Origin of the sequence: Actinomyces sp. HMSC065F12 (genome assembly GCF_001814535.1) — a bacterium.
Classification (GTDB): domain Bacteria; phylum Actinomycetota; class Actinomycetes; order Actinomycetales; family Actinomycetaceae; genus Pauljensenia; species Pauljensenia radingae_A.
Window position 1 is genome coordinate 1 of sequence record NZ_KV816963.1, and the last position, 451, is coordinate 451.

Genomic DNA, 451 nt, shown 5'->3' on the forward strand with positions numbered 1-451 from the left:
AACTTCTATCTCATTATCGCACGCCGACTCGCGCGAACGCTCATGAACACGCACCAACTGGTGGTGGGTGCCCTGATCGTGGCGAAGGAGGTGAAACACATGGGAAGGAACCGTAAGCAGACGTCTGCGAAGGTGGTGTCCAAGGCGTCGAAGATTCTGACCGATGGCCGTTATGGCAAGGACTCGAAGTCTGTTGCCGCTTCGGCGTTGGCGCAGACTAAGCCGCTCAAGCGCGGCAAGTAGCCGTACACAGCCCACTCGGTTTCGACACAGTGCGGGCCGGGTGGGTGGAGGCGGAAGTGCTGGTGGCCATCGGCACTGACGTTCTCCGAAGCCTGAGCGTGATTGTTCGGGAGCTCATCTGGCGGATGAGCGACCTCCACAGCGAGTGCTGGCTGTGGTTGTAGACAAATGAACCACTAGTGAGACCTGCTCTGGGAGCGCTCGGCGG

Annotated in this window: 1 protein-coding gene; it reads left to right on the forward strand. The window is 59.9% G+C overall.

Features of this window, described 5'->3' with window-relative positions; translation table 11 throughout:
* The coding region (locus HMPREF2975_RS03615; protein WP_227469181.1) for a hypothetical protein at positions 1 to 243 on the forward strand (243 nt) is incomplete at its 5' end.
* Positions 244 to 451 lie beyond the last annotated feature (208 nt).